We start from the raw sequence: 18,382 nt of genomic DNA, 5'->3' as shown, positions 1-18,382 counted from the left end.
TAACAAGTTAGAGCATGATTTACGTGTCACACCACGTCGGTGTGACACGATCATGCTCCAGGAGCCAGGATGCCCGAGCCGCAGAGCCCGACGGGACGGCGCCGCCGATTGGCCGGCCTGCAGCCGGAGGTCGTCGTCGCCGGCGCCGGCCCGGCCGGGGTCCTGACCGCGATCCTCCTCACCCGCCTGGGCCGGGAGGTGCTGCTTCTGGCCGGCGGCCGACGGCGGCCGCGGATCGAGGGCCTGTCGCAGCGGGTGGTCGAGGTCCTGAAGCGCCAGGGCCTGGACCGCGCCGCGGCCGCGGTCGGGCCGTCGGTGCGCCGCGAGGTGCTCTGGAACGGCGAGGCCGGGGCCCGCAACCTCGAGCACGTCACGCCCCGGGAGGCCTTCGACGCGGCCCTGCGCCAGGACGCCGAAGTTGCGGGAGTCCACGTTCAGGAGGTGCGCCGGCTGACCCTGGAAGAAGATGCGGCGGGCGCCGGTCTCGACATCACCGGGCCGGACGGCGAGCGCCATCGGATCCGGCCGGAGATCTTCGTCGAGGCCCGGGGCCGCGCCGCGCCCGGCCCCAAGGCTCGCCAGATCCGCGGCCCGGAGACCACCGCGATCACGCGTCGGATCGCCGGGGGCGACGCGCGCGCCGGCACGGCGCTGGAGAGCTTCCCGGACGGCTGGGCCTGGTACGTCGCCGACGGGGCGGATGCCTTCCTGCAGATCTTCCTCGACAGCCGCGACGGCCTGCCCAAGCGGGCGGCGCTGCCGGCCGTCTTCGAGCGCGCGGCGGCGCAGCTGACGCTGATCGCCGGCGTGATCGGCGCCGGACGGACGGCCGGCGCGGTGACGACCCGCAACGCAACGCCCTACCTGAGCCGGGACCTGACGACCCACGCCAGCCTGCGGATCGGCGACGCGGCCCTGGCGGTCGATCCGCTGTCCGGCCACGGCGTCTTCGAGGCCCTGGGCTCGGCCCTGGCCGCCGCGGCGGTGGTCAACACCCTTATCGCCCGGCCCGAGCGCCGCGCCCTGGCCCGGCGCTTCCACGAGGAGCGGGCCAGGTCCGGCTTCCTGCGCGCCTGCCGGATCGGCCGCGACTTCTACGCCCTGGAACGCCGCTGGCCGGAACGGCCCTTCTGGCAGGCCCGCGCGGCCTGGCCGGACCCGGAAGCGGCGCACCGCCCGGCCGGCGAGGGCGACTTGGTCGTCGAGCCGCGCCCGGTCGTCGAGACCGGCCTGATCGTCGAGCGCCGGGTCGTCGTCACCCCGGACCAGCCGCGCGGCATCTGGCGGGTCGACGAAACGCCGCTGGCCGAGCTGCTGGACCTCCTGCGCGACCGCCAGGGCCTGCGCCTCGCCGACTGCGCCGGCGAACTGGCCGGGCGCCTGTCGGTCACGGAGCGCCAGCTGGCGACGGCGCTGGACTGGCTGCGGGCGCGGCGTCTGCTGGCGACCGGCACAGAGGTGCGGCTGCAGACCGCGGCGCTCCGTCAGGTCGAGGCGCCGCCGTCCTGACTCCGCCCGCGAAAAGAGCGAAGGCCGCCGCGAAGAGGTAGCGGAAGCCAGCGACCTCAGCCACGGCGGGTGCTCCGTCCTGCGCCACGTCGCGGGGGGAGTCTTCGATCCTGGTGGACGCCTGGCCGGTCCCCCAGAACAGCGGGTTCGTCGGAACCTGTACGAACGATCCTCCGGCCTATGGGCCCGGGTCGCCCTTGCAAGCCGCGGGGCCAGGCGTCCCCGGCGTTTCAGGCCATCGGCGCCCGGCGCTCGGGCCCACGACGGATCGCCTGGGCGCGGAAGTGGTCCGAGACCGCGGCCGGTGCCAGGCCGGGCTGCGCCAGGAGGAGGCGAGCCGCCAGGCCGGTGAAGTGGGCCGCGGCCGCGCTGGCCCCGGCGATCGCGCCGCCGCCCCGCTCGGGCGAGGCGCACCAGGTCCCGAAGTCGGCCTGGCGGCCCTGCAGGTCGGAGACCTCGCCCGGGGCGCAGCGCGCATCGCCGGTGACCGCGAGCACCTCGGCATAGGCGGCGGGAAAGCAGGGCGGCCCCTGGGCCGGCGCCGCCGCGACCAGCAGGATGCCGTGCTCGGCCGCGGCCCGGCAGGCCATCCTGAGGACCGCGCGGTCGGCGCGCAGCCCGAAGCTCATGTTGACCAGCGCGACCCCCTCCTCTCGCAGCCAGTCGAGTCCGGCGGCGACCAGCGCCGGGCTGGTCGTGAAGCGCTCGTCGAAGACCTGAGCGTGGATCAGCTCGGCCTCGGGGGCCGCGGCCAGGATTAGGCGGGTGACCGCGCTGCCGTGGCCCAGGCGATCGTCGACGCCCTCGCGCAGCCCGACGCCGCCCTCCCCGTCGGCCAGGAAGCGCCGGCCTCGAAGTCCCGGTTGCGCGGCGCCGGTGACTCCGCTGTCGAGCACGCCGATGCGCAGGGCGCCGGTCATTGCGCGGCGAGCCCGGTCTCCGGATCGCGGACGCGGAGCCGGCGGCCGGCCAGCTCGAAGGTGACCTCGGCGTCCTCGGCCAGCGTCGAGCGATGGCCGATGACGATCCGGGTCCGCCCGGCGAAGAGCCGATCGATGGCGGCCCCGATCTCGCGTTCCGCCGCGCTGTCGACCCCGGAGGTCGCCTCGTCGAGGATCAGGACCAGGGGATCCTGAAGCAGCGCGCGGGCCAGGGCGATGCGCTGGCGCTGGCCGCCGGAGAGCTTGAGCCCGCGCGCGCCGACCTCGGTCTCGAAGCCCTGCGGCAGGGCGGCGATAAACTCGGCCGCGCCGGCCCGGCGCGCCGCCTCGGCGACCGCGGCGTCCTCGGCGTCGGGCCGGGCGTAGCGGATGTTGTCGGCGATGCTGCCGGGGAGGAGCAGGCTGTCCTGGGCGACCACCGCGACCCGGCGGCGCAGGTCCTCCAAGTCGAGCCGGCGCAGGTCGACGCTGTCCAGGGCGATCCGTCCCTCGGCGGGATCGAAGTGGCGCTGCAGCAGGTCGATCAGGGTGGTCTTGCCGGCTCCGGAGGCGCCGAAGATGGCGATCTTGGCGCCGGCCGGAAGCCGGGCGGCGGCGTCCTCCAGCACGGGCTCTTCGCGATCCGGGTAGCCGAAGGTCACCGCCTCGAGGACGACCTCCCCCCGGGCCTCCGGCGGCAGGGGCTGCGGATCCTCCGGCGACGACACTGCCGGCTCTTCGGCGGTGATCTCGCAGACCCGCTCCAGGCTCACCCTGGCCCGCGCCAGAGCGACCCAGAGGCCGAGCAGGGTCTGCACCGGGCCCGTTGCCCGGGCAAGGTAGGCGGTAAAGGCGACCAGGGTGCCGAGGGTGAGCGTCCCCTCGATGACCATGGCGCCGCCGGCCAGGAAGACCAGCACCGTGCCCAGCAGGGTCAGCAGCGAGGGCGCGGTCGTGGCCGCGAGGTTGAACATCTGCAGGCGCCGAAGCCCGGTAAAGTAGGCCGCCTGCAGACCGGCGAGGCCTCGGGCCTCGCGCGCCTCGGCGCCGGCGGACTGGACCAGCTTCATCGCCGAAAGCCGGTCGTAGAGGAAGGCCGAGATGCCGCCGGCCTGGGCGCGCTGCTCGCGGGTCATGGCCTCGATGCGCGGCCGCAGGACCCGCAGCAGCAGCACCTGCAGCGGCAACAGCGCGAAGGCGATGAGCGAGAGTTCCCAGCTCAGGCTCAGCATCAGGGCCAGCGCGCCGCAGAGCACCAGGACCCCGTTGAGCAGGGCCAGGGCCGAATCGACGGCGAAGCGCTGGACCTCGGCGACGTCGCCGTCCAGCCGGGCCATGACGTCGCCGGCCCGGACCCGGGCGTAGAAGGCGGGCGAGAGGCGCTGTAGGTGGCGGTAGACGCTCTCGCGCAGGGCGAAGAGGACGCGCCCGGAGGCGGTGACGTAGTGCCAGCGGTTGAGCGCCGTCAGCCCGGCGCCCAGGAGCGCCGCCGCCAGCATGGCCGCCGCGACCAGGACCAGGGTGCCGTAGTCTCCGGCCAGGAGCCCGTCGTCGATCAGCAGCTTGGTCAGATAGGGCTGCGCCAGCGCCAGGCCGCTCGCGCCCAGGGACAGCAGGAAGACCAGCGCAAGGCGCCGGAGCTGCGGCCGGACGAAGCCGAAGAGCCAGTGGCGCCGGTCTGCGCCGGCGGCGGCCTGCGCCAATCTCCTGTCCCGCTGCGGCACGGACGGCTTGGCCGAGTTCCCTGTCGGGCCTGGCGCCGAGCGTGCCATCTAAACGCCTCCTCCCCCTTGATGGGGGAGGATTGAGGAGGGGGTGGCGGCCGTGAGGCCGCAAGACGGTTCAGTGCCATCGAGGCTTTGGCATACAGCACCCCCCACCCTTCCCTCCCCCACAAGGGGGGAGGGAGTTAGGTGCTTCTTGGCTGTCGCGCGATCGACAGGGTCCATAGCGAGTGCTGTCCTCGCGGAGCCTCGTCGCCACCACGCTTCAGCGGCGGACGATGCGGAGCGTCGCCAGGGCCTGGTTGGCGCCGCCCGGCATTTCGATGCTGCCCAGCTTCTTCAGGGTCTCGGCGTCGTAGACGGCGATGTCCGACATGGTGCCGCCGATGTAGACCTCCTTGCCGTCGCTGGAGATGTTGACCGCGTAGTAGCTGTGGTCGAGCTCGACCCGGCCGAGCGCCTTGCCCTGGGCGGCGTCCAGCTTGCTGAGGTTGTTGTAGACGCCGTAGAGCAAGTCCGGGTTGGTCGGGCTGACCACGGTCGAGAAATAGAAGATGTCGGTGTTCTCGACCTCCTTGATCCTGAAGTCGCCGCTGTCTAGGTCGAGGGTCAGGAGCCCGGTCCAATAGGCCGCCGGGTCCTCGAGGCTCATGTCCGAGCGCGCCGTGTAATAGGGCGTCGAAAAGACGCCGGCCTGCTCCCACTGGCTCCAGACCGAGAGGATGTCCGGCGGGTAGAACTCGGGCCGGTCCCAGCCCTGGGTCTTGTGCTCGCCAAGGGTGGCGCCGGTCGCGGGATCGATGACGTGGAGCGCCCGGCCCAGGCCGTAGAGCTTGGAGCCGTCCTTGGAATACATCATGACCGTAATCTGGCGCGGCGCCGGGATCGAGCGCAGGCGCTGGGCGCCCTTGCCGGCCGCGGTGTCGAAGAAGGAGATCCGGGTCGGCTGGACCTCGTACTCGCCAAGGTGCAGCTTGACCGGCGACTCGTAGACCGCGAGCGTCTTGCCGTCGGGCGAGAGGTCCATGCCGAAGATGATCTTGGCCCGCTCCCGCTCGCTGGAGAGGTCGGCGCGGAAGACCTCCTCCCCGCTGTCCAGGTCGATGCCCGAGACGCTTTCCCAGCGGTTGACGATGACGTAGGCGGTCTTGCCGTCCGGCGAGGGCGTGATGGTCACCGGGCCGGGCGCCGCCCGCGGGATGGTGTGGACCTTGTGGACCTGGCGGGCCGCGGTGTCGACCACGACCAGCTTGTCGGGCTTCACGCCGGTCAGCAGGTAGTCCTTGGCCAGCGCGTCCTGGTTGCCGCCGAGGGCGAAGCCTGCGGCCAGGGTCAGGGCGGCAGCCGTCGAGAGCGTCTTCATCGCGCGTCCTCCCCGAGCCGATCAGGTGTCTTCCGGAAACACCGACTGCAGCTTGCGCCAGTCGCGCTGCGCCGCCGGGGCCTCGGCGTTCCAGTTCGGATAGCTGTTCAGGGTGTCGGCGACCTGCGCCGGCCACCAGCAGGGATCGGAACAGCCGTAGAGGTCGGCCTCCATGGGCTGGCAGAGCGCGGCGACGCCGCCGAAGGCGTCGACCTCCCAGCCCGGATCCAGGGTCGCCGTGCAGCCGACCATGGTCTGCATCAGCCGGACCTCCTCCTCGCGGCCGTCCTCGACCGCTTCGGTCAGCTGCTGCGCCTTGGCGTTCATTGGCTTCAAGTGACCTAGGGGTTTCTGGTGCTTCATGGCGTCGCCCTCCGTGGTTCGACGTGGCGTCTGAAGAAGCCGGGGTTGTGCTGTAGGATGGTCGTGTAGGCCTCGATGCCGAAGTCGACCCAGTCCCGCATCAGCTCGCAGTAGTGCCAGACCGGCGAGTGCGGGTCCTCGTAGCGGGCGTAGGACTCGTGGTAGCAGCCGCCGGCGCAGAGGTTGCGGATCCGGCAGCTGCCACAGGCACGGGCCGACTTGTCCTGGGCCTGCTCGATGAAGTGGCCGAGGCTCTCCTCGTCGATGCCGGTCTCCACGTTGCCGAAGGTCGGCAGCTTGGAGCCGGTGAAGCGGTGGCAAAGGTTGAGCGCGCCGTCCTTGTCGACCGCCAGCATGCCGATGCCGGCGCCGCAGGGCACGGCCTTCTTGGTGCCCTCCGCCAGGTCGGTCATCAGCTGGTGCATGTTGGCGAAGCCGATGTTCCGGTCTTCAAGCGCGGCTTCGACATAGCGCCGGCCCAGGGTCTTCATGTCGCGGAAGACCCCGGCGAGCTCGGCTTCGTTGAGGTTGAAGGCGGCCATGTCGCCGGAGGTCGCCGGCGAGAAACCGACCTCGAAGAAACCGATCTCGTCGCGCAGGTGCGCGTGGATCGCCAGGATATCGGTCACCCCGGCGGTCAGGGTGACCCGGGCGCCGACCGGCCGCGAGCGGTAGCGCTCGATCAGCATCCGGGTCTTGGCCGCGACCACGTCGTAGGTGCCCTTGCCGCCGACCGTCTTGCGGTTCCGGTCGTGCAGGGCCTTGGGGCCGTCCATGGAGACCGTGATGCCGAAGCGATGGGCGTCGAGCCAGTCGATGATCGCCTCGCTCAGGAGCGTCGCGTTGGTGGTCAGGCTGAAGTCGACGGCCTTGCCGACCTCCCGGCCCCGCGCCTCGGCGTAGGCGACCATCCGGCGGATCAGCGGCAGGTTGGTCAGGGGCTCGCCGCCGAAGAAGACCAGGTTCACCCGGTCGCGGTCGCGGGCCTGCTCGAGCAGCAGCTCGAAGGACTTCACCGCGGTCTCGAAGGCCATGCGCTCGCCCTTGTCCGGCGAGGTCAGGTCCTCCTTGTAGCAGTAGCTGCAGGAGAGGTTGCAGCCGGTGTTGACGTTGAGGACGATGGTGCTGAGCGGGAAGTTCTCGACCTTGACCGGCGCGGGGCCGGCCTCGGGGTGGCGGCTGTCGCGCAGGATGTCCAGCCGGCGGAAGCCCTCGACGGTCTCGGCCAGGGCCTCGGGCGCGAAGCGCGCGTCGAAGGCGGTCTGCATGTCCTCGGCCGTCACCTCGGGCCGGCCTCGGAAGACGTCGAGCACCGCGGCGCTGACCTCGTCCATCTCGAAGAGGCTGGTGGTCGGGACGTGGAACAGCAGGCGCCGGCCCAGGACCGAGACGTCGTGAACGTTGTGGGCAACCAGGCTCAAGGCGGTCATGGCCGGCTCCCTCAGCGGATCGGCGGATCGACGAAGCGCTGCACGGTGACGAAGAGCTGCGCCCGTCCCTCGACCTTGCGGCCGCCATCATCGACCACGCCGATCACCGTCAGGTTGCCGGCGTTGTTGGTGCCCATCTTGCGCGCCGGGTTGGGCCCGGCGCCGGCCGGCGAGAAGAGCCCGTCGGGGCCGATCGTACCGGCGAACTTGGCGTCCTCCAGCGCCGCGGCGGCCTCGTCGAAGTTGTCGACCGACCAGGACGCCGGCAGGACGCCGATGCGCACGTCGTCCTCGCTGCCCGCCTCGCCGTCGGCACCGGCCATGTAGGCGACCGCCTCGAACTGCGCCGGCACCGGGGCGATGGGGCCGCCGTTGCCGCCGACCCGGGCGTAGGTCTGCTCGGGCACCACCGCGATGCGGTCGACCCTGTCGTAGACGACCAGGGCCCCGGCCAGGCTGGCATCGCCGATCCTGGCGTCACGTGCGCCGGTCGCCGCGCCGTCCAGGGCGGAAAGCTCGGCGACCACCCGTTCCGGCGCGGAGCCGAGGACCTTGACGTTGACGCCCGGCCCGAAGTCGAGGACGCCAGATAGGCCGACACCGCTGACCACGACCTCGGCGGAGGCACCGCGCTTCAGGTGACCCGGCGCCACCGAGAGGATCTTGGGTGCCGCGCCCTCGACGCGCAGGGCTGTAAAGCGGCCGCCGACCACGTCGTTGTCGGCGAGGAACCAGCGGCCGGTCAGGCTGCCGCCGTCCTCCGAGAGTGTGGCGACCTGCCGGATCCGGCCGTCGGGGCCCTTGGTGCCGGCGCGCCATTCATGGCCGCTGTAGAGGATCGCCTTGCCCTTGCGCGTGACCGTCTCGCCGTCCGCGTAGGTCAGGACGCTCTCGACACCGTAGCTATCGTCGCCCTCGGCGGCGATGGTCAGGGTGCCGTCGTAGGCGCCCTTGCCCGGCTGGCGGCCGACCAGGCGCCAGCTGCCCGAGAGGTCGGGTGCAGGGCGGGCCTTCCAGGCCTCCCAGGCCTCGGTCTTGAGCGGATAGAGCTCGGCCAGGGCCTTGGGCATCTGGCCGCTGGCGATGCCCCACCAGTCGCGGTCGCGGCCCAGGGCCTGGTACTCGGTGGTCGGGAACTGGCCGAGGTGGAAATGCACGAGCTTCAGCCACTCGGCCTCATCCCTGCGCTGCAGGGCGACCCGGGCGAAGGTGTGGCAGCGGCCGCAGATCTGGGTCAGGTCGTCGTTCGGCCCGGTATCGGTCACACCCGGCGTCTTCTCCAGCACGTAGCGGTAGCCGGCGGTCTCGGCCGGCGCCAGGCCCAGCGTGTCGGAGAGGTGCTTGACCAGGCGGCGCCGTTCGCCGGCGGCGAGCTCGACGCCGTGCAGGTTGACCATCCGGACCAGGGTCATGTCCCAGGCCTCGGGCGTCTTGCGGGCGTCGTGGACGCGTTCCAAGGTGCCGTCGTCGCGCGCCGCGTGGCAGGCGACGCAGCGGGCGTTCAGCAGCTCCCGGTCGCTCTGCGCCGCGGCGCCCAGGGGCGCGAGCGGCAGAAGCCCGCAGGCCAGAACAGCGAAAAAGGATGCAGGTCTCGCGATGGCGCGCATCGTCTCTCCCCTTTTGCTCTTCCTTATCCGCGCAGGCGAGAAACCACGCCTCGCGCGTCCCTGCACCATGAAAGGACCGGGGCCGGCGCTTCGTCTTGACATTTTCGGCCAGTTCGCGCCGCCCGGCGGCGCCGTTTTTGACAGCGCGGAAGCGCCTGCCGCATACTTTCGACGACAACCGGCGGTAGACCGGTCTTCGGGAGGCAGCGTGGGAGACGCGTCGTGACCAGCGGGGCCACGATATCCTCCAGCGTCCTATCGGGTTTCGATGATCGACTGGCCGCGCGCGGGCTGGATCCCTACGCTTTGGCCCGCGCCTGCGAGATCCCTCCACGGGCTTGGCACGACGATCTCCTCGAGCTGCCCCTCGCCGCCTTCGTCCGCCTGCTGCAGCGCGGCGCCAGCGCCAGCGGCGACCAGGCCTTCGGCTGGGACGCCGGACGCGACTTCGACCTGGCGGCGCTGGGCGCCCTGGGCGAGACGGTCCTGGCGGCGCCCGACCTGGGCAGCGCGCTTTCGACCTTCGCCGGCTACTTGCGCCTGGTGCAGAGCACCTCGGAGCTGCGCTTCGAAGTCGAGGGCCACGAGGCCCGGCTGAGCTACCGGATCCTCGATCCCGACATCTGGCCGCGCCAGCAGGACGCCGAGTTCTCGCTGTCGATCTTCGTCAGCCTGATCCGCGCCTGCCTCGGACGCGACTGGCGACCCAAGGCGATCGGCTTCGAGCACGCCGCGACGCGCCCGGAACAAGCTTGGCAGCGGGAGGTGGGGCCGCGCTGCCGGTTCTGCCAGGCCGAGAACGCGGTCCTCCTGCCGCTGGCGACTCTGGACCAGCCCATGCCGGCGCGCGACGATCGGGCCTGGTCGCAGCGCTCGCGGGCGCTGCACCGGGCGATGCGCCATCGCAACCGCGCCCGTGCGGTCGCCGACCGCGTGGCCAGCGCCGTGCTTGCCGGCCTTGGCGAGGGGCCGGTCGACCAGGAAGGCATCGCCGGCGGCCTGGGCCTGTCCCGCCGCTCCCTGCACCGCAAGCTGGAGGCCGAGGGCACCGGCTTCGCCCGCATCCTGCAGGACTGCCGCCAGCGCCTGGCCCAGCACCGCCTGGTCCATAGCGACGAAGCCCTCAGCCAGATCGCCCTGGAGCTCGGCTACTCGGACCAGAGCGCCTTCGCCCGCGCCTTCAAGCGCCAGGCCGGCCTGAGCCCGGGGGAGTACCGGCAGCGGCACCGCGCGTCGAAGGCCTGAGCGGGCGGAGCACTGAGGCCAGGCGCGATCGCCGAGCGTCTCTCGAAGGGCAGGGCCGGCGGGAGGCACCCGTGCCGCCGCCTGAGTGCGCTGATCTGCGTAATTCGGAGAGCCACCCCCACCCCAACCCTCCCCCATCGAGGGGGAGGGCTGACCTTGATTGCGGCGGCGACTCTTCCCCCTCCCCCTCGATGGGGGAGGGTTGGGGTGGGGGTGAAATCGAAGATCACAACACCCGGCCCTAGAGCGGGATGACATTAAGCCAATCCGGCTTCATGTCTGAATCCCGCTCTACTTTAACAGTTTAGAGCACGATTCAGATATGAGGTTGCTTCAACCTCATATCATCGTGCTCTAGGTCCGCGGCTCGCGCGTCAGTGCCAGGGCGATGCGGGCGGCGAGGCGGGCGTTGTTCTCGACCAGGGCGACGTTGGCCTCGAGGCTGCGGCCCTGGGTCGCGTCGAGCACCCGGGCCAGCAGGAAGGGCGTGACCTCCTTGCCAGAGACTCCCGCAGCCTCGGCCTGCGCCACCGCGGCGTCGATCAGCGGCGCGATCTCGGCGTAGGGAATTTCCGAGGCTTCGGGGATGGGGTTCGCGACCAGCTGGCCGCCGGCGATGCCGAGGGCCGCGCGCAGGCGGTGGGCCCGCGCGACCTGGTCCTCGCGGTCCATGGTGAGCGGACAGGCCAGGCCGCTGTCGCGCGACCAGAAGGCGGGGAAGGCCTCGGTCCGCCAGCCGATCACCGGCACGCCGCGGGTCTCCAGGGCTTCCAGGGTCTTGGGCAGGTCGAGGATGGCCTTGGCCCCGGCGCAGACCACGGTCACGGCGGTCTTCGCCAGCTCGTCGAGGTCGGCGGAGACGTCGAAGCTGCCCTCGGCGCCGCGGTGCACGCCGCCGACCCCGCCGGTGGCGAAGCACTCGATCCCGGCGAGGCGGGCGGCGATCATGGTCGCCGCGACGGTGGTCGAGCCCTCGCCGCCCAGGGCCATCCGAGCCGCCAGGTCGGCACGGGAGAGCTTGGCGACCCCAGTCGCGCGGGCCAGGGACTCCAGCTCCTTCGCGTCCAACCCGACCCGCAGCCGCCCGCCCCGCACGGCGACGGTGGCGGGGACGGCGCCCTCGGTCCGCACCGCCGCCTCCACCGCGCGGGCGGTCTCGAGGTTGCGCGGCCAGGGCAGGCCGTGGGTCACGATGGTGCTCTCCAGCGCGACCACCGGCCGGCCTTCGGCCTGGGCGGCGGCCACCTCGGGGCTCTTGACGACCACGCTCATGCGGCCAGCCGGCGGGCGGCGGCGAGGCCGGCGGCCAGCGCCGCTTCGGGGTCACCGCCCTTCAAGGTCGTGGCCAGGTGCGCGGCGATGAGCGCGTCCCCGGCACCGGTCACCGAGCGGAGGCCGTCGCCCTCCGGGTGCAGGACGGTCACGCCGTGGCGTCCCGCGTCGGCGGCCGCACCCGGGCCGTCGGTCACCACCGCGCGCCCGACGCCGAGCTCGAGCAGCGCGCGCGCCGCCGCCTCGGCCGTCGCGAGATCCTTCGCGCAGATCGCTTCGGCCTCGGCGCGGTTGCAGTAGAGCGTCGCCAGGCGGCCCAGGACCGGGCCCAGCTTCGGCGCCTTGGCCGGCGACACGGCATCGGCGATCAGGGCGGGGCGCCCGGCCCGGCCGGCCAACGCCTCGATCACCGGCCTGGGCAGATTGGTCTCGAAAAACCAGGCCTGCGCGCCCGACAATCGGTCGAGGGGCAGGTCCGCGGGCGTCAGCGCGTCGAGGGCGGCGGCGTCGGCGACCGCGGTCAGGAGCTCTCCGTCCGCCCGCTCGACCGCGACGTAGCAGCCGGTCGGCGCCTGTCCTTCGCCGAGCGAGGCTTCGGCTTCGATGTCCTCCGCCGCCAGGACCGAGCGCAAGCGCCGCCCATCCTCGTCGTCCCCGAGCGGCGCGACCAAGGTCGCCCGGCAGCCCGCCGCGGCCAGCGCCCGGGCGACGTTGAGCGCGACGCCGCCGGGGCGCCGCTCGACCCGGCCGGGGGTGTCGGGACCGGGTGCCTCGGCTTGCGCGCGGGCGATCACGTCCCAGTGGGCCGCCCCGAAGCAGACGACATCTGGCTCTTCATGCATTCCCTGAACGGCTGTCGTGGTCCGGACGGCACGGCGGGCCCTGCCGTGGAAAGTGTGCGGCAAGCGGGGCGGGCAGGCAAGGCGTCCGCGGGGACCGGAGGCTCAGCCGGGCCCTCGACGGCGGCCGAAGGTGAAACCCGCGGGAAGACCTCCGCGCCCCTAGAGCACGATGATATGAGGTTGAACCAACCTCATATCTGAATCGTGCTCTAACCTGGTAGAATAGAGCGGGATTCAGATTTGAAGTCCAATCGACTTCAAATCATCCCGCTCTAGACCTTCTGAACCTCGAAGTAGAGCAGGGCGTGATCCGAGAAGGTCTCCACCCAGGCGGCCTTATCGTCGTCCGTCGGCTCGTCCGGCCAGCCCGTGACGCGGACCGGCTTACCGCCGAAGGACCTGAACTCGAGGTGCTCCATCGCGACCACCTGATCGAGATCGCTTTCGCCGTACTTCGGATGCCAATAGGTGTTTGCTTGAGTCTTTCCGAGCAGGCTCATGCCGCGCCGCTGCGCCGCCTTGCCAAGCTCCGAGACCTCCCGCTTGCCGGAGACGTCCTTGTCGGAGCCGTAGTAGTCCATTCCCATGGTGTTCAGATCGCCGACGATGAGGTAATTGGGCTCGCCGCCCTTCGCCGCCTTCTTCAGCACCTTTCGAAAATCGAAAGCCCTCTTCATCATGTCGTAACGAAGCCCGAAGCCCTTGGGGTCGCGCATGCTCTTCACGTGGAGGAAGAGGATCGGATAGAACTTTTCGTCGACGTAGGGCGTCACGACCATGCCCGGCCTCAGGGTGCTTTGCCCCGCCTTGAACTCCGTCTTCTGCGTGGTGAAGGTGGCGATGGACTTCCGCACACCCACCAGTATTTCCTGCATCTGAGGGCCTTCCGAGATGAAAAAATGATAGTTGGACATCTCCTGGACCAAGGGCCGGAAAACAACGTCGCTTCTCACTTCAAAGATGGCGACGACGTCCGCATTCTGTTCGGCGATCTTTTCGATGATCGGCTTCGGATTCTTGAGGAACTTCTTCTTTTTCTTGTCGGTGGCGCCGAAGTGTTCGACGTTCCAGGACAAGACGGAAAACGCCTTCGCCATTGAATCCTCCCGATCGAAAATAGGCCAGGGAGGCTATATCAAGCGCGGAGTGTTTTGAACCTTGGGCTCGATAAACCGCGTGCCTATCGGTCACTTTCGGCCAGTGCAATCACGGGAAGCGGGCCGAAATTCCTTTGGGCCGACTGGCGCGGCGCGCGCTCGACGACCTCAGCCGCGACATGTCCCCGCGGGTCGCCCGCCTCGCCATACGGCACGGCCCGATCGTCTGCGCGCGCCGGATCCTGGCGGACTGCGCCGACGCGTTGACCCGGGAAGGCCTTCTGCACAGAGTCGGAGATTGACCTCGACAGAGGAGTCTCCTCCATGAAGGCGGTCTTCGACCCCGCGCAAAAGGCGCACGCGCCTAAGCGCTTCCTGGTCAGCGGCGCCTGGCAGCAAAGCCCGGAGACGCCCGAGCGCGCGGCGATCCTTCTGCGCGCCGTGGAAGAGCTGGGCCTGGCCGTCGAGGCGCCGCCGGATTCCGGGCTGGCCGCCGTCGCCGCGGTGCACGAAGAGCGCTACCTGACCTTCCTGCAGGGCATCTATCCGCGCTGGTGCCGGATCGCGGGCGCGCCGGACGAGGTCGTGCCCAACGTCCACCCGGTCGCGCGCCGGGGCGAGGCGGCGGGCGGCTATCCGGCTTCGGCGGTCGGGCAGGTCGGCTACCACGTCATGGACGGGGCGGCGCCGATCAACGCCGAGACCTGGACCAGCGCCTACGCCGGCGCCCAGAGCGCGGTCCGCGCCGCCGACCTTGTGCTCGGCGGCGAGGCCCTGGCCTATGCGCTCTGCCGGCCGCCGGGCCACCACGCCACCGCCGACATGGCCGGCGGCTTCTGCTTCCTGAACAACGCCGCCATCGCCGCCGAGCGGCTGCGGACGCGGCACGCGCGGGTCGCGGTGCTCGACGTCGACGTGCACCACGGCAACGGCACCCAGCAGATCTTCTACGGCCGCGGCGACGTGCTGACGATCTCGCTCCACGCCGACCCGGTGCGCTTCTATCCCTTCTTCTGGGGCTACGCCGCGGAGACCGGCACCGGCGCAGGCGAGGGCTGCAATCTGAACCTGCCGCTGCCGCGCGGCACCGCGGACGAGGCCTACCTGGCGGCCCTGGAGAGCGCGCTCGCGCGGATCGCCGACTTCGCGCCGGGCGCCCTGGTCGTCGCGCTCGGCCTCGACGCCCACGAGAGCGATCCCTTCCAGGGGCTCGCGATCACGACCGAAGGCTTTCGGAAAATCACCGAGCGGATCGCCGCCCTCAAGCTGCCCAGCGTGATCGTCCAGGAAGGCGGCTACGTCAGCGCGGCGCTGGGCGCCAACCTCAAGTCCGCGCTCCATGGCTTCCTCGGTGCCGCCACGTGACGTCGTTGCTATCCAACGCAGGCTGATAGAGCACGCAAGCGGCCACCCTCGCCCTTCGACAGGGCGCGAAGCGCGGCGCGTACGCGCGGGTGAGGGTGAGCATCATGAAGAGTTTCTCCTCATGCTGAGCCTGTCGAAGCATGACCTCCGGCAAGTGCTCGCGATGCTCGGTACTATCCGTAGGGATCAGCGCCGGGCTGCCGTGTCGCGGTCCTTGAGGTAGCTGAGGCCGAGGATCAGGCACTGGGCGAGGACGATGGAGGGCGCCAGCGGCCGGAAGCGGCGCACGGCGTCGTCGTGGATCTTGAAGGCCAGGGCGGCGTGGGTCGCGAGCGGGCTGCGCTCGGTGTCGGTGATCGCGAGCACCGGGATGCCGCGGATGTGCGCGTCCTTGACGGTCTTGACCACGTCGGGGGCGTAGGGCGCGAAGCTGACCGCGATCAGAAGGTCCCGCTCGGTCATGGCCGCGACCTGCTGCGGCACCATGCCGCCGACGAAGTCGAGGAACATCGCCTTGAGCTCGAGCCGCGCCAGGCCGTAGGCGATGTAGGCGGCGACCGGGAAGGCACGGCGCTGCCCGATCACGTAACAGGTGGCGGCGCGCTCCATCATGCCGAGCGCCCGCTTCAGGTCGTCGTTGCCGATCGAGCGGCGCAGGCCGTTGAGGGCATCGATCGAGGCCTGGGAGAAATCCTGCAGCAGGCGCAAGGGGTCGTCCTCGGCGAGCTGCTCCAGCGACTCCTGCGCCGCATAGATCTCGCTGCGCAGCTCCGGCGTGCCCTCGATCAGGCGGTGGCGGAAGACCTTCTGGAGGTCGGAGAAGCCCCGGAAGCCGAAGGTCTGGGCGAAGCGGACCACGCTGGAGGGCTGGACGTCGTTGTCCTCGGCGACCTTGACCACGGTCGAGAGGGCGAAGCCGTTGGGGTTGTGCAGGGCGTAGCGGGCCAGGCGCTGCAGGTGCGGGCTGAGGCTGTCGAAGCGCTCGTCGATGGCGTCGCGCAGCTGGTCGAAGGACAGGGTGTCTCCGGCGTCGGGAATGCTGTCGGTCATGCTGGGCGTCCTGCTGCCTGCTCCGGTGCCGCCAACCTCGGGCCCCCGGGATCGAACGTCAATTCCCCCTGCAGCATTGAAAGAAATTTCTATCTTGATATGAAAAGAATTTTCAAATATAACAATTTCAGAAAATTAATTCAACACACGGCTTCGGGCGTGGCACGGCGCGACTGGCACCAGGACTGCGCGGCAGGCGCAGAGCTACGGGCTGTTGCGGGCCTGCCGCTCCTTGCAGAGGAAGCGCCAAAAGAAGCGAAAGGGAGGCAAGGATGAAACGACGTCTCACTCGGCTGCTGCTGGCCGCAGCGCCGCTGGCACTGGCCGGCGGTCTGGCCGCGCAGGCCGGCGCGGAGAACAAGCCGCTGCTGATCGGTCTCACCTCCGACGCCAGCGGGCAGTACGCCAACTCCGGCGCCTCGGACCGCCGCGGCATGCTGATGGCGATCGAGGAGTTCAACGCCAGGGGCGGCGTCCTCGGCCGCCGGATCGAGACCGTCCACATCGACACCGAGACCACCCCGGCGACCGGCTCGCGGGTCGCCGAGCGCATGATCTCCCAGGAGAAGGTGGGCTTCCTGATCGGCGCGGTCTCCTCCGGCGTGGCCAACGCCATCTCCCAGGTCGCCCAGAAGCACGGCGTGATCTACCTCAACACCAACTCCTCCTCGCCGACCGAGTCGGGCAAGAACTGCCACCGGGTCAAGTTCGTCTGGGACGGCAACGGCACCAACTTCGCCCAGTCCGCGGTCAAGGCTGCGATCACCACCTACGGCAAGGACTGGCTGTTGCTGACCAACGACTACGTCTGGGGCCACAACACCTCGGCGGCGACCCGCAAGCTGGCCGAGGCCAACGGCGCGACCATCATGGACGAGATCCTGGTCCCGCAGGGCACCCGCGACTTCTCGTCGATCCTGCTGAAAACCCAGCAGATCAATCCCAAGGTGATCGCGGCGGCGGTCGGCGGCGACGATCAGAAGGCCATGCGCACCCAGGTCGCCGACCTCGGCATGGGCGCCAAGTACGCTTGGATCAACAACCAGCAGGACTGGCCGGACGTCTACGGCCTGCCGAAGGAGAACCTCTTCGGCGTCTTCGGGACCACCTGGTACTACAAGCTCGACCTGCCGGGGGTGGAGGACTTCGTCAAGCGCTACCAGGCCATGTACCCGGACACCAAGATGCGGGTCCCGGGCAACGTCTTCTACAACGGCTACTGGGCGACGCGTTCGCTGCTGGAGGCCGTCGAGAAGGCCGGCACCACCAACAACCACGCCGTCATCAAGCGGCTCGAGCAGCTGCGCATCCCGGCCGAGGTCCGCATGCAGCATCACGACGCCTATATGAACGCCGAGACCCACCAGATGCAGCAGACGATCTACCTGGCCACCGCCAACCTCGGAAGCGACGATCCGAACGATCTCTTCAAGATCGTGAGCCGATCGGCGCCGGAGGCGATCGCAGACCGCGGCGCCGAGGAAGCCTGCAAGCTGGAGTCCTTCGCGGACACGCCGGTCTACGAGCCCTGAGCCGTTTCGGGGGCCGTATCGGGGGGACGGCCCGGATGCGGCCGCCGGCCCGCTCGCGTGACGGGTCGCGCCGGCCGCATCCGCGTCCGCCAGGCTGCAGGGTCGTCTGAGAACAGCAGCGCGGAGCGGTCATGGATTTCCTCAACGGACTGCTGCCCCACGTGCTCAACGGCTTGGCGCTGGGCCTGCTTTTCGCCCTGATCGCCCTCGGCTTCACCCTGATCGTCAGCGTGATGGAGGTGATCAACCTGGCGCACGGCTCGCTCTTCGCTCTGGGCGCCTACATCGCGCTGCTGGTGATCAGCCCAGACCTCTCGGCCCTGGGCCCGCTCGGCGAGGCCTACGCCGCGCTGCCGCTGGGCGCGCGCTATGCCGTCGCGCTGGTCGTCGCGCCGCTCGCCGTGGCCGTCGTCGGCTTCGGCCTCGAGGTCTGCCTGCGCCGGACCTACGGCAAGAAGAAGGAGTACGGCCTGCTGCTGACCTTCGGCGCGGCGCTGGTCATCGAGGAGGCGATCCGCCTGACCTGGGGGCCGGCCGAGCAGGTGCTGCCGACGCCCGAGGCGGTGACCGGCGCCTTCCTCGCCGGCGACATGATCTATTCCAAGTACCGGGTGTTCGCCGCGGTCTTTGGACTCTGCGCGATCGGCCTGGTCTGGCTCTTCCTCGACAAGACGCCCTACGGCGCGATCATCAAGGCCGGGGCGCACGACAGCGAGATGGTCCGCGCCCTGGGGATCAACCTGTCGCGCCTTCAACTGCTGGTCTTCGGCTTCGGTGCCGCGCTGGCCGGAATCGCCGGCATCATCCTGGCGCCGATCTGGGGGCTGCGCCCGCACGTCGGGGTCGACGCCGTAATCCCCGCCTTCCTGATCATCGTGCTCGGCGGGATCGGCAGCTTCTGGGGCGCGGTTGTCGGCGGGCTGCTGGTCGGGCTCGCGGTCGGCATCACCGGCGCCTACGCCACCGACTGGTCGATCCTGTCCATGTACTTGCTGCTGATCCTGGTGCTCTCGGTCCGGGCCCGGGGCCTCTTCGGCAAGAAGACCGTGCTGGAAACGTAATG

At 70.5% G+C, this 18,382-nt stretch carries 15 protein-coding genes; 5 read left to right on the top strand and 10 right to left on the bottom strand.

Going from position 1 to position 18,382, the window contains the following annotated elements; genetic code table 11:
* The first annotated feature begins 69 nt into the window (after positions 1-69).
* The gene (locus tag QNJ30_14875; GenBank protein ID MDJ0944748.1) at positions 70-1,509 is read left to right on the top strand and encodes an FAD-dependent monooxygenase; all 1,440 of its coding nucleotides are present in this window, start codon (positions 70-72) and stop codon (positions 1,507-1,509) included.
* A gap of 230 nt (positions 1,510-1,739) precedes the next feature.
* On the opposite strand, the gene QNJ30_14870 is transcribed toward QNJ30_14875, so the two are convergent.
* The 6 genes from QNJ30_14870 to peaA form a co-directional block, all read right to left on the bottom strand.
* Complete coding sequence (locus tag QNJ30_14870; GenBank protein ID MDJ0944747.1) at positions 1,740-2,429, bottom strand: S8 family serine peptidase; 690 nt, start codon at positions 2,427-2,429, stop codon at positions 1,740-1,742.
* The gene (locus tag QNJ30_14865; GenBank protein MDJ0944746.1) at positions 2,426-4,201 is read right to left on the bottom strand and encodes an ABC transporter ATP-binding protein; all 1,776 of its coding nucleotides are present in this window, start codon (positions 4,199-4,201) and stop codon (positions 2,426-2,428) included. Before QNJ30_14865 ends, QNJ30_14870 begins: the two co-directional genes overlap by 4 nt.
* Positions 4,202-4,418: 217 nt before the next feature.
* Positions 4,419-5,516: a quinohemoprotein amine dehydrogenase subunit beta gene (gene peaD / locus QNJ30_14860; GenBank protein MDJ0944745.1), complete on the bottom strand. Its 1,098-nt coding sequence runs from the start codon at positions 5,514-5,516 to the stop codon at positions 4,419-4,421.
* Positions 5,517-5,537: 21 nt separating this feature from the next.
* Complete coding sequence (qhpC, locus tag QNJ30_14855) at positions 5,538-5,879, bottom strand: quinohemoprotein amine dehydrogenase subunit gamma (protein ID MDJ0944744.1); 342 nt, start codon at positions 5,877-5,879, stop codon at positions 5,538-5,540.
* Positions 5,876-7,309, bottom strand: coding sequence for a quinohemoprotein amine dehydrogenase maturation protein (gene peaB / locus QNJ30_14850; GenBank protein ID MDJ0944743.1), 1,434 nt, complete (start codon positions 7,307-7,309; stop codon positions 5,876-5,878). The genes qhpC and peaB overlap by 4 nt, the downstream gene beginning before the upstream one ends.
* 11 nt (positions 7,310-7,320) lie before the next feature.
* Complete coding sequence (peaA, locus tag QNJ30_14845; protein ID MDJ0944742.1) at positions 7,321-8,916, bottom strand: quinohemoprotein amine dehydrogenase subunit alpha; 1,596 nt, start codon at positions 8,914-8,916, stop codon at positions 7,321-7,323.
* 222 nt (positions 8,917-9,138) lie between these two features.
* Between peaA and QNJ30_14840 the strand changes: the two genes are divergently transcribed.
* A complete protein-coding gene (locus tag QNJ30_14840; protein ID MDJ0944741.1) occupies positions 9,139-10,161 on the top strand; it encodes an AraC family transcriptional regulator in 1,023 nt (340 codons plus the stop codon).
* A gap of 354 nt (positions 10,162-10,515) precedes the next feature.
* Here the strand turns inward: QNJ30_14840 and QNJ30_14835 are convergent, their stop codons facing one another.
* The 3 genes from QNJ30_14835 to QNJ30_14825 form a co-directional block, all read right to left on the bottom strand.
* Positions 10,516-11,433 carry a pseudouridine-5'-phosphate glycosidase gene (locus tag QNJ30_14835; protein MDJ0944740.1) on the bottom strand — a complete coding sequence of 306 codons (918 nt, stop codon included), beginning with the start codon at positions 11,431-11,433 and terminating at the stop codon, positions 10,516-10,518.
* Positions 11,430-12,275 (bottom strand): PfkB family carbohydrate kinase, encoded by an 846-nt coding sequence (locus tag QNJ30_14830; GenBank protein ID MDJ0944739.1) that lies wholly within the window; start codon positions 12,273-12,275, stop codon positions 11,430-11,432. The genes QNJ30_14835 and QNJ30_14830 overlap by 4 nt, the downstream gene beginning before the upstream one ends.
* Before the next feature lie 272 nt (positions 12,276-12,547).
* Positions 12,548-13,372: a hypothetical protein gene (locus QNJ30_14825; protein MDJ0944738.1), complete on the bottom strand. Its 825-nt coding sequence runs from the start codon at positions 13,370-13,372 to the stop codon at positions 12,548-12,550.
* A gap of 324 nt (positions 13,373-13,696) precedes the next feature.
* Between QNJ30_14825 and QNJ30_14820 the strand changes: the two genes are divergently transcribed.
* Positions 13,697-14,737 carry a histone deacetylase family protein gene (locus QNJ30_14820; GenBank protein ID MDJ0944737.1) on the top strand — a complete coding sequence of 347 codons (1,041 nt, stop codon included), beginning with the start codon at positions 13,697-13,699 and terminating at the stop codon, positions 14,735-14,737.
* Positions 14,738-14,923: 186 nt separating this feature from the next.
* Here QNJ30_14820 and QNJ30_14815 read toward each other — a convergent pair whose 3' ends face one another.
* Positions 14,924-15,787: a MurR/RpiR family transcriptional regulator gene (locus QNJ30_14815; GenBank protein ID MDJ0944736.1), complete on the bottom strand. Its 864-nt coding sequence runs from the start codon at positions 15,785-15,787 to the stop codon at positions 14,924-14,926.
* Between the two features lie 272 nt (positions 15,788-16,059).
* Between QNJ30_14815 and QNJ30_14810 the strand changes: the two genes are divergently transcribed.
* Together QNJ30_14810 and QNJ30_14805 are read left to right on the top strand one after the other, a co-directional pair.
* Complete coding sequence (locus QNJ30_14810; GenBank protein MDJ0944735.1) at positions 16,060-17,319, top strand: ABC transporter substrate-binding protein; 1,260 nt, start codon at positions 16,060-16,062, stop codon at positions 17,317-17,319.
* Positions 17,320-17,450: 131 nt separating this feature from the next.
* On the top strand, positions 17,451-18,380 hold the full coding sequence (locus QNJ30_14805) for a branched-chain amino acid ABC transporter permease (protein MDJ0944734.1): 930 nt from the start codon (positions 17,451-17,453) through the stop codon (positions 18,378-18,380).
* The last annotated feature ends 2 nt before the right edge of the window (positions 18,381-18,382 follow it).

Source organism: Kiloniellales bacterium (assembly GCA_030066685.1).
Classification (GTDB): domain Bacteria; phylum Pseudomonadota; class Alphaproteobacteria; order Kiloniellales; family JAKSBE01; genus JAKSBE01.
This window is presented reverse-complemented; position numbering and strand designations above follow the sequence as displayed.